Source organism: Streptomyces sp. NRRL B-24572 (genome assembly GCF_002156145.1).
Lineage (GTDB): Bacteria > Actinomycetota > Actinomycetes > Streptomycetales > Streptomycetaceae > Streptomyces > Streptomyces vietnamensis.
Map to the genome: position 1 here is coordinate 1 of NZ_MWIG01000416.1, position 6661 is coordinate 6661.

Consider the following 6661-nt stretch of genomic DNA (forward strand, 5'->3'; position numbering starts at 1 on the left):
GGGTTTGGGTGGGGGATTTCCCCGGGCTTTAACTCTTTTACGTCGCGATCCGCCACGACGTGGGGATCCGCGTCGTGGGCCGTTACGACAGGGCCAGTTCGGCCCACACCGTCTTGCGCGGTACGGGCCCGGGCCGCACGCCCCAACTCCGTGCGAGGCCCTCCACGATGAGCAGCCCGCGCCCCGACTCGGCCGCCGTCGGGTGCCCTGCGCGGGGGAGTCGGTCACCGCGCGTATCGGTGACTTCGATGCGGAGGGTACCCCTGGCGGCGGACATCGCGAGCCGGAAGTCCCGCCCCGGCACACGACCGTGCGTCACGGCGTTCGCGGCGAGCTCGGCGACGACGTGGGCGGCCGGCTCGGCCACGTACTCCAGTTCCCAGGAACGAAGCTGTTCGACGGCGAGGAGGCGGGCGAGGCGGGCGCCGCGCGGGGTTGCGGAGAGCTGGATTCCGAATTGGCGTACGGACGCCATCAGTTGGGTGTGTTCCTCGTTCATGTCACCCAGGGTGGCGAGGCGTGCCTACGCTGCCCATCGAACACGCCCTTACGTACGGTTACTGTCCCGCGTCTGTCCGGCCCTGTCCCGACTGTCCCGCGCGGCGCTCCGGGAAGGGCTCTGCCGAAGGAGGTGGGCACGCATGAGCGTGGACGAGGTGGACGGCACGGGGACAGAGGACGCGGGCTGGGAGGTGGAGCCGGGGGATGAATCGGGCGCGGCGGTGGTCGCGGCGGTCGGCCGCCAGATGAGGCTGTGGCGCGAGTCGAAAGGGCTGAGCGCGGTCGAGTTCGGGGCACTCATCGGTTACGGCGAGGACCTGATCCGCAAGATCGAACGCGGGGTTCGTATTCCGCGCCCGGAGTACCTGGACAAGGTGGACGGCGTGGTGGGTGCCGACGGGCTCATCTCGGCGATGAAGAGGGATGTGGAGGAGGTTCGCTACCCGAAGCAGGTGCGGAGCCTGGCGAAGTTGGAGGCTCGGGCGGTCGAATTCAGCCTTTACTCCAACTCGAACATCCACGGCCTGCTGCAGACCGAGGAGTTCGCGCGTGCGCTGCTCCGCACGTGGCGCCCGGCGTACGGACCGGCGGAGCTGGAGCGATACGTGACGGCACGTGTGCGGCGCACGGAGATCCTGGAAAAGGGACCGGGGCCCGAGTTCAGCTTCATTCAGGAAGAAGCGACGCTGAAGCGGCCGATTGGGGGCAAGATGGTACTTCGCCGTCAGCTTGAACGCCTGCTGGAGGTGGGCGATTTGCCCAATGTCGAGATCCAGGTGATGCCGACCGAGCGCGCCGACCACCCCGGGACGGCCGGTCTGATCGAGATCCTGAAGTTCGGGGACGGTACCGGCGTGGGGCGCAGCGACGGCGACTTCAACGGACGTCCGGTCTCCGACCTCAAACGACTCCGGATCTTGGACCTTCGCTATGGCATCATCCGCTCCAAGGCCCTCACTCCTGCGGAGTCCCGGGACTTCATCGAACAACTGCTGGGAGAGACATGATCGGCAACCCCGAGCTGGACTGGTTCAAGAGCAGCTACAGCAGCAGCAGCAACGGCAACGACTGCGTCGAGGTCGCCACCACCCCCGGCACCGTCCACGTCCGTGACTCCAAGGACATCGCGCGCCCGCACCTCGCCCTCGGCCCCGCCGCCTGGGCCGGGTTCGTGGCGTACGCCTCCGGCGAGTAGGTCCCGCCTGAACCACCGCACGCGCGAGGCGCTCGGCCGGGATGCCCCGGCCGAGCGCCTGTACCGGCTTCTCACCGCCACATGAAGGCGGGCGTCCGGGTCAGCCGGTGACGGGCGCGGTGAGGACGGGGGTGTTGACCACCTTCGCGCAGATCGCGTAGACCTTCAGGGTCCCCGGGTTGGTCGTGTCCGTGTTCGTGGCGAACGCCCACCAGCGCTCTCCGCTGATCGGCTGGGTCGAGTGCAGCAGGTACCGCTCGGCGTGGGAGTTGCCCGCGATCACGCTGGCACCACCACCGGTCCGGGTCTCGCCGGCCGGGCATTCCGCCGCAGCCGCGGCCCTGCCCGGGTAGCCGCCGGAAGCGACGGGGATGGTCACCTCGTTCTCGACGACACGGACGATGTCATCGGCCTGCGCCACAGTGGCCGGCCCCATCACCATCGCCACGGCTGCGGCGGCCAGGAAACACTTCTTCAGCACGAGATGGTCTGCTTTCGCTCGGATGTCAGGGAGGGCGTCGCAGCTCGGTGTGAGCTGCCCCGGATCTATTGCCGAGCCGGAACGGACCTCCGGACGATGTACGCGAAACACCCTCGCCCGGCGGAAGGGATCCACTCCGTCAGCCGACCTGGCCTCGAACCGGCAAGGCCCCGGGACACCCGGCTCGGGCCGCTGCGCATCCCGGCGCTCATCTGGTCGACGGCCCGGTGCGGCAACCGGCGCAAAGTACGGGAACAGCGGGCCCGTACGTCATAGGGTCGGCCTCCCTGGCAGTCGTCCCCCTCCGAAGGAGCGCACGCACATGAAGATCGCCGTACTGGGAACGGGCGAGGTCGGGCGGCGGCTCGCCACGAAGCTGGTCTCCCTCGGACACGAGGTCGCCATGGGGTCCCGTACCGCGGACAACGCCGAGGCCGCCAAGTGGGCCGGGGAGCACGGCGGGACGCACGGGACCTTCGCCGACGCCGCCGGCTCCGCCGAGCTGGTCGTCAACGCGACCGGAGGGCTCGTCTCCCTCGCCGTACTCCAGGCCGCGGGCGCAGAGAACCTGAACGGCAAGGTCCTGGTCGACGTGTCGAACGCGCTGGACTTCTCGGAGGGCTTCCCGCCCAAGGTCGGCCTGCCCGACGGCAGGAGCGTCGCCGAGCAGCTCCAGAGCGCCTTCCCGGAGACGCGCGTCGTCAAGACGCTCAACACCATGACCAACACCGTCATGGTCGAGCCCGGCCGGGTCCCGGGGCACCACAACGTCTTCCTGAGCGGCGACGACGCGGACGCGAAGGCCGTGGTCGCGGAGCTGCTCGCCTCCTTCGGCTGGGCGGCCGACCGGATCATCGACCTCGGCGAGCTGTCGAGCGCCCGCGCCACCGAGCAGCTGCTGCCCCTGTGGCTGCGGCTCTACGGGATGCTCGGCACCGGCGACTTCAACTTCGCCGTCGCGGGAGCCTGATCCCGCAGGTGGTCCAGGAGGCCTTCCGGCTCCGGGTAGGGCTCCTCCCTGGGGAGCAGCCGGCCGGCGGCCTCCAGATCGCCGGCCCGGACCAGACCGTGGACCTCGTGGGCCAGCGCGGTCACGTCGGTGATCGAGACCGTCCACTCGTCCGCGTACCGGCGGGACGCCTCGCCCGCCAGGCCGAGCTGGAGCGAGCGGTGCGGGAGGGGCCGGAGGTGGAGGTCGCGCTCCGGGTCCCACTGGACCCGGGCCGGCGCCTGCCGCAACTGCCGCTTCCAGGAGGCCTGGTCCGTGTGGAAACCGCGCTCGTAGTGGGAGAGGCAGGCGTTCCGCAGGGCCCACTCGAAGCCCTCGCGGGTGATCTCCACGGCGAGGACGGTCTCCTGGCCCTCCTTCTCCCCCCAGCCGCAGCGGTACATCATCCACAGGAACGAGGGCTTGATCCACGTCATCCGGTCCCGCTTCCAGACCGCCGGGAAGCGGCCGTCCCGGGCTGCGGGGACCCCGATCTCGGGCCGGTAGGCCTGGTAGACGGTGATCGTGCGCTCGGTGTGCAGCGCGCGGATCCGGTACTTCGGTTCTTCCATGTGCCTCAGGGTGCGGGGCGGGCGCCGGGCTCGGCCACCGGTTTTCGTGCTGCGACCAACGTCACGGTCTGAACCGCCGAGTACGCCCCTAATGTGGAGGGATGAACGATTCGCCCGGCAGCCCGTTGATCGACGTCGTCGCCACGTACATGCCCCGACTCTCGGAGTTCTCCTTCGAGCCGGGGCTCGTGGCCGCCGTCGACCAGCACGCGGCGGCCGTGTGCGACGCGCTGATCCCGGCCCATCGGGGCCCGGGGGTCCGGACCGTCCGCCGTGAGGACCTCGCCGACTACGTCCTCGGGTTCACCGACTGGCTGACCGAGGCCGACTGGACCGAGCCCGTCGGCCACGACTTCGCGACCCTGCGCCTGACGGCGGTCTGCTGGCTGATCCGGGAGCACGACCTGCTGGACGCGTAGGCCCGCCCTGCATCGGCGGGTCCGTCGGTGGCTCTGCGTGCAGGCCTCGCGCATCGGGGCCGTCGGCGGCTCCGCGTCGGGTCCGTCGGCGGCTCCTCGCCGCGCTTCCCCCCGCCTGCGGTCAGCGTCCCGGCTGCGCCGATGGGGCGGAAACCGGCGTGGTCTCCGTCTCTCCGCCGGCGTGTCCGGTCGCGGGAACGGCGTCCAGGAGGGCCGCCGCAGCCGCCGCCTCGACCGCCGCGCGGCTCTTCCGGGCCGTCCGGAGCGCGTCCCAGGTGAGGATCGTCAGGGCCAGCCAGACGAGGGAGAAGCCCGCCCAGCGCTCCGGCGGCATCTCCTCGTGGAAGTAGACGACCCCGAGGAGGAACTGGAAGGTCGGCGCCAGGTACTGGAGGAGTCCGAGCGTCGACAGCGGTACGCGGATCGCCGCCGCCCCGAAGCAGACGAGGGGCGCCGCCGTGACGATGCCGGTGGCGGCGAGCAGCGCCGTGTGCCCGGCGCCGTGGTGGCCGAAGGCCAGGCCGCCCTGGGTCCCGAGCCAGACGAGGTAGCCGAGGGCGGGCAGGAACTGGACGGCGGTCTCGGCGGCGAGCGACTCCAGGCCGCCGATGTTGACCTTCTTCTTCACCAGGCCGTAGACGGCGAAGGAGAAGGCGAGGGTGAGCGAGATCCACGGCGGCCGCCCGTATCCGATCGCCAGGACGAGCACGGCCGCGACGCCGACGCCGACCGCCGCCCACTGCGCGGGGCGCAGCCGCTCCTTCAGGACGAGGACGCCGAGGGCGATGGTGACGAGCGGGTTGATGAAGTAGCCGAGGGAGGCCTCGACGACGTGGCCCGTGTTCACGGACCAGATGTAGAGGCCCCAGTTCACGGTGATGACGGCGGCGGCGAGGGTGATCAGGCCGAGCTTGCGGGGGCTGCGCACGAGCTCGGGTATCCAGGCCCAGCGGCGCAGCGCGAGCAGCGCGATGCCGACGAAGGCCAGGGACCACACCATCCGGTGGGCGAGGATCTCGATCGCGCCGGCGGGCTTGAGGAGGGGCCAGAAGAGCGGGACCAGCCCCCACATGCCGTAGGCGCCGATCCCGTAGAGCAGTCCCGCTCGTCCCTCGTTCTTCTCCGTCTTCACCGGACCTCCCGCCCTGTGCGCCGCGCCTGTCCCGTCGAAGGTAGCGCCGCACGGGGCGGGATGTCATGCCCGTATCGCCATACGGTCATGACGACGTCAGGAGGCGGCGAGCGCCTCCCTGATCGACTCGGCGATCGGGGTGGTCGGGCGGCCGATCAGCCGGGCCAGGTCGCCGGTCCGCAGGGCGAGCGCGCCGAGCGCGACGGCCCGGTCGACGTCGACGAGGATCTCGGCGAAGGGGCCCGGGACCCCGGCGCCGGTGAGGATCTCCAGGTGGGTCGCGGCGGGGACGTCGCTGTACGCGATCTCCCGGCCGGTCTGCGCGGCGACCTCGGCCGCGTACTCGGCGAGGGACCAGGCGGTGTCGCCGCTCAGCTCGTACGCCTTGCCCAGGTGCTCCTCGGCCGGGCCGGTCAGGACGGCGGCCGCGGCGGCGGCGTAGTCGGCGCGGGCGGCGGAGGCGATCCGGCCCTCGCCGGCGCTGGCGACGACGGCGCCGTGGGCCAGGACCGGGGCGAGGTTCGCGGTGTAGTTCTCGGAGTACCAGCCGTTGCGGAGGAAGGTGTACGGCAGGCCGGACGCGAGGATCAGCTCCTCGGTCGCCTTGTGCTCGTCGGCGAGCGTGAAGTCGGCCGCCGGGCCGCCGAGGATGCCGGTGTACGCGAGCTGGGCCACGCCGGCGGCCTTGGCCGCGTCGATCACGGCGCGGTGCTGGGCGACGCGCTGCCCGACCTCGCTGCCGGAGATCAGCAGCACCCGGTCACCGGCCTCGAAGGCCTCCGCCAGGGTCTCCGGTCGGCTGTAGTCGGCGATCCGCAGCTCGACACCGCGCTCGGCGAGGTCGGCGGCCTTCGCCTTGTCGCGGACGACGGCGACGACGGACTCGGCGGGGACGGCGGACGCGCCGGAGAGGAGGGCGTCGACGACGAGACGGCCGAGCTGTCCGGTGGCTCCGGTGACGACGATGCTCATGGTGCTTCCTTCTTCCCGTGGGGTGCGGTGGGGCGATGGGCTCACCCGATGCACTCACCGTACGGCGGGCGCTAACCTTTCGTAAGTACCCACTTTGAAGTAAGGTACTGGTATGGGAGTAAGCAAGCCGCCGAACGTGAACGAGCCGATGTGCCCCTCGCGCCTCGTCCTGGAGCACGTCACCAGCCGCTGGGGCGTCCTCGTCCTCGCGGCCCTCCTGGAGCGCTCGTACCGCTTCAGCGAGCTGCGCCGCACGATCGGCGGCGTCAGCGAGAAGATGCTGGCCCAGACCCTCCAGACCCTGGAGCGCGACGGCTTCGTCCACCGCGACGCCAAGCCCGTCATCCCGCCCCGCGTCGACTACAGCCTCACCCCCCTCGGCGAGGGGGGTGAGGCTGTAG

10 protein-coding genes are annotated in these 6661 nt (G+C 71.1%); 5 read left to right on the plus strand and 5 right to left on the minus strand.

Annotation, left to right across the window (positions count from 1 at the left end; genetic code table 11):
• Window positions 1-82: 82 nt before the first annotated feature.
• A complete protein-coding gene (locus CCN56_RS24090) occupies window positions 83-499 on the minus strand; it encodes an ATP-binding protein (RefSeq protein WP_086829918.1) in 417 nt (138 codons plus the stop codon).
• A gap of 142 nt (window positions 500-641) precedes the next feature.
• Here CCN56_RS24090 and CCN56_RS24095 point away from each other — a divergent pair, with 142 nt between their 5' ends.
• Window positions 642-1508, plus strand: a complete 867-nt coding sequence (locus CCN56_RS24095) for a helix-turn-helix transcriptional regulator (protein WP_086829920.1) — start codon at window positions 642-644, stop codon at window positions 1506-1508.
• Window positions 1505-1696, plus strand: a complete 192-nt coding sequence (locus CCN56_RS24100; protein WP_086829922.1) for a DUF397 domain-containing protein — start codon at window positions 1505-1507, stop codon at window positions 1694-1696. Before CCN56_RS24095 ends, CCN56_RS24100 begins: the two co-directional genes overlap by 4 nt.
• Before the next feature lie 100 nt (window positions 1697-1796).
• Here CCN56_RS24100 and CCN56_RS24105 read toward each other — a convergent pair whose 3' ends face one another.
• Complete coding sequence (locus CCN56_RS24105; protein ID WP_086829924.1) at window positions 1797-2177, minus strand: hypothetical protein; 381 nt, start codon at window positions 2175-2177, stop codon at window positions 1797-1799.
• 322 nt (window positions 2178-2499) lie between these two features.
• On the opposite strand from CCN56_RS24105, the gene CCN56_RS24110 reads away from it, so the two are divergent.
• Window positions 2500-3147: an NADPH-dependent F420 reductase gene (locus CCN56_RS24110; RefSeq protein ID WP_086829927.1), complete on the plus strand. Its 648-nt coding sequence runs from the start codon at window positions 2500-2502 to the stop codon at window positions 3145-3147.
• On the opposite strand, the gene CCN56_RS24115 is transcribed toward CCN56_RS24110, so the two are convergent.
• On the minus strand, window positions 3096-3737 hold the full coding sequence (locus tag CCN56_RS24115) for a DUF4291 domain-containing protein (RefSeq protein WP_086829929.1): 642 nt from the start codon (window positions 3735-3737) through the stop codon (window positions 3096-3098). The two genes, CCN56_RS24110 and CCN56_RS24115, sit on opposite strands and share 52 nt — an antisense overlap.
• A gap of 101 nt (window positions 3738-3838) precedes the next feature.
• Between CCN56_RS24115 and CCN56_RS24120 the strand changes: the two genes are divergently transcribed.
• Window positions 3839-4156: a DUF6401 family natural product biosynthesis protein gene (locus tag CCN56_RS24120; RefSeq protein ID WP_086829931.1), complete on the plus strand. Its 318-nt coding sequence runs from the start codon at window positions 3839-3841 to the stop codon at window positions 4154-4156.
• Between the two features lie 121 nt (window positions 4157-4277).
• Here the strand turns inward: CCN56_RS24120 and rarD are convergent, their stop codons facing one another.
• Window positions 4278-5228: an EamA family transporter RarD gene (rarD, locus tag CCN56_RS24125; protein WP_373412892.1), complete on the minus strand. Its 951-nt coding sequence runs from the start codon at window positions 5226-5228 to the stop codon at window positions 4278-4280.
• A 156-nt stretch (window positions 5229-5384) separates the two neighbouring features.
• Window positions 5385-6260 carry an SDR family oxidoreductase gene (locus CCN56_RS24130; protein WP_086829934.1) on the minus strand — a complete coding sequence of 292 codons (876 nt, stop codon included), beginning with the start codon at window positions 6258-6260 and terminating at the stop codon, window positions 5385-5387.
• 112 nt (window positions 6261-6372) lie between these two features.
• Between CCN56_RS24130 and CCN56_RS24135 the strand changes: the two genes are divergently transcribed.
• Window positions 6373-6661, plus strand: a 289-nt coding sequence (locus CCN56_RS24135) for a helix-turn-helix domain-containing protein (RefSeq protein ID WP_086829936.1), incomplete at its 3' end; no start/stop codon positions are given.

What these genes read in the sequence shown, in the direction of transcription:
- CCN56_RS24110 (WP_086829927.1), top strand. Translation starts at nt 2,500, where the DNA reads ATGAAGATCGCCGTACTGGGAACGGGCGAGGTCGGGCGGCGGCTCGCC.
- rarD (WP_373412892.1), bottom strand. Translation starts at nt 5,228, where the DNA reads ATGTGGGGGCTGGTCCCGCTCTTCTGGCCCCTCCTCAAGCCCGCCGGC.
- CCN56_RS24130 (WP_086829934.1), bottom strand. Translation starts at nt 6,260, where the DNA reads ATGAGCATCGTCGTCACCGGAGCCACCGGACAGCTCGGCCGTCTCGTC.
- CCN56_RS24095 (WP_086829920.1), top strand. Translation starts at nt 642, where the DNA reads ATGAGCGTGGACGAGGTGGACGGCACGGGGACAGAGGACGCGGGCTGG.
- CCN56_RS24115 (WP_086829929.1), bottom strand. Translation starts at nt 3,737, where the DNA reads ATGGAAGAACCGAAGTACCGGATCCGCGCGCTGCACACCGAGCGCACG.
- CCN56_RS24120 (WP_086829931.1), top strand. Translation starts at nt 3,839, where the DNA reads ATGAACGATTCGCCCGGCAGCCCGTTGATCGACGTCGTCGCCACGTAC.
- CCN56_RS24090 (WP_086829918.1), bottom strand. Translation starts at nt 499, where the DNA reads ATGAACGAGGAACACACCCAACTGATGGCGTCCGTACGCCAATTCGGA.
- CCN56_RS24100 (WP_086829922.1), top strand. Translation starts at nt 1,505, where the DNA reads ATGATCGGCAACCCCGAGCTGGACTGGTTCAAGAGCAGCTACAGCAGC.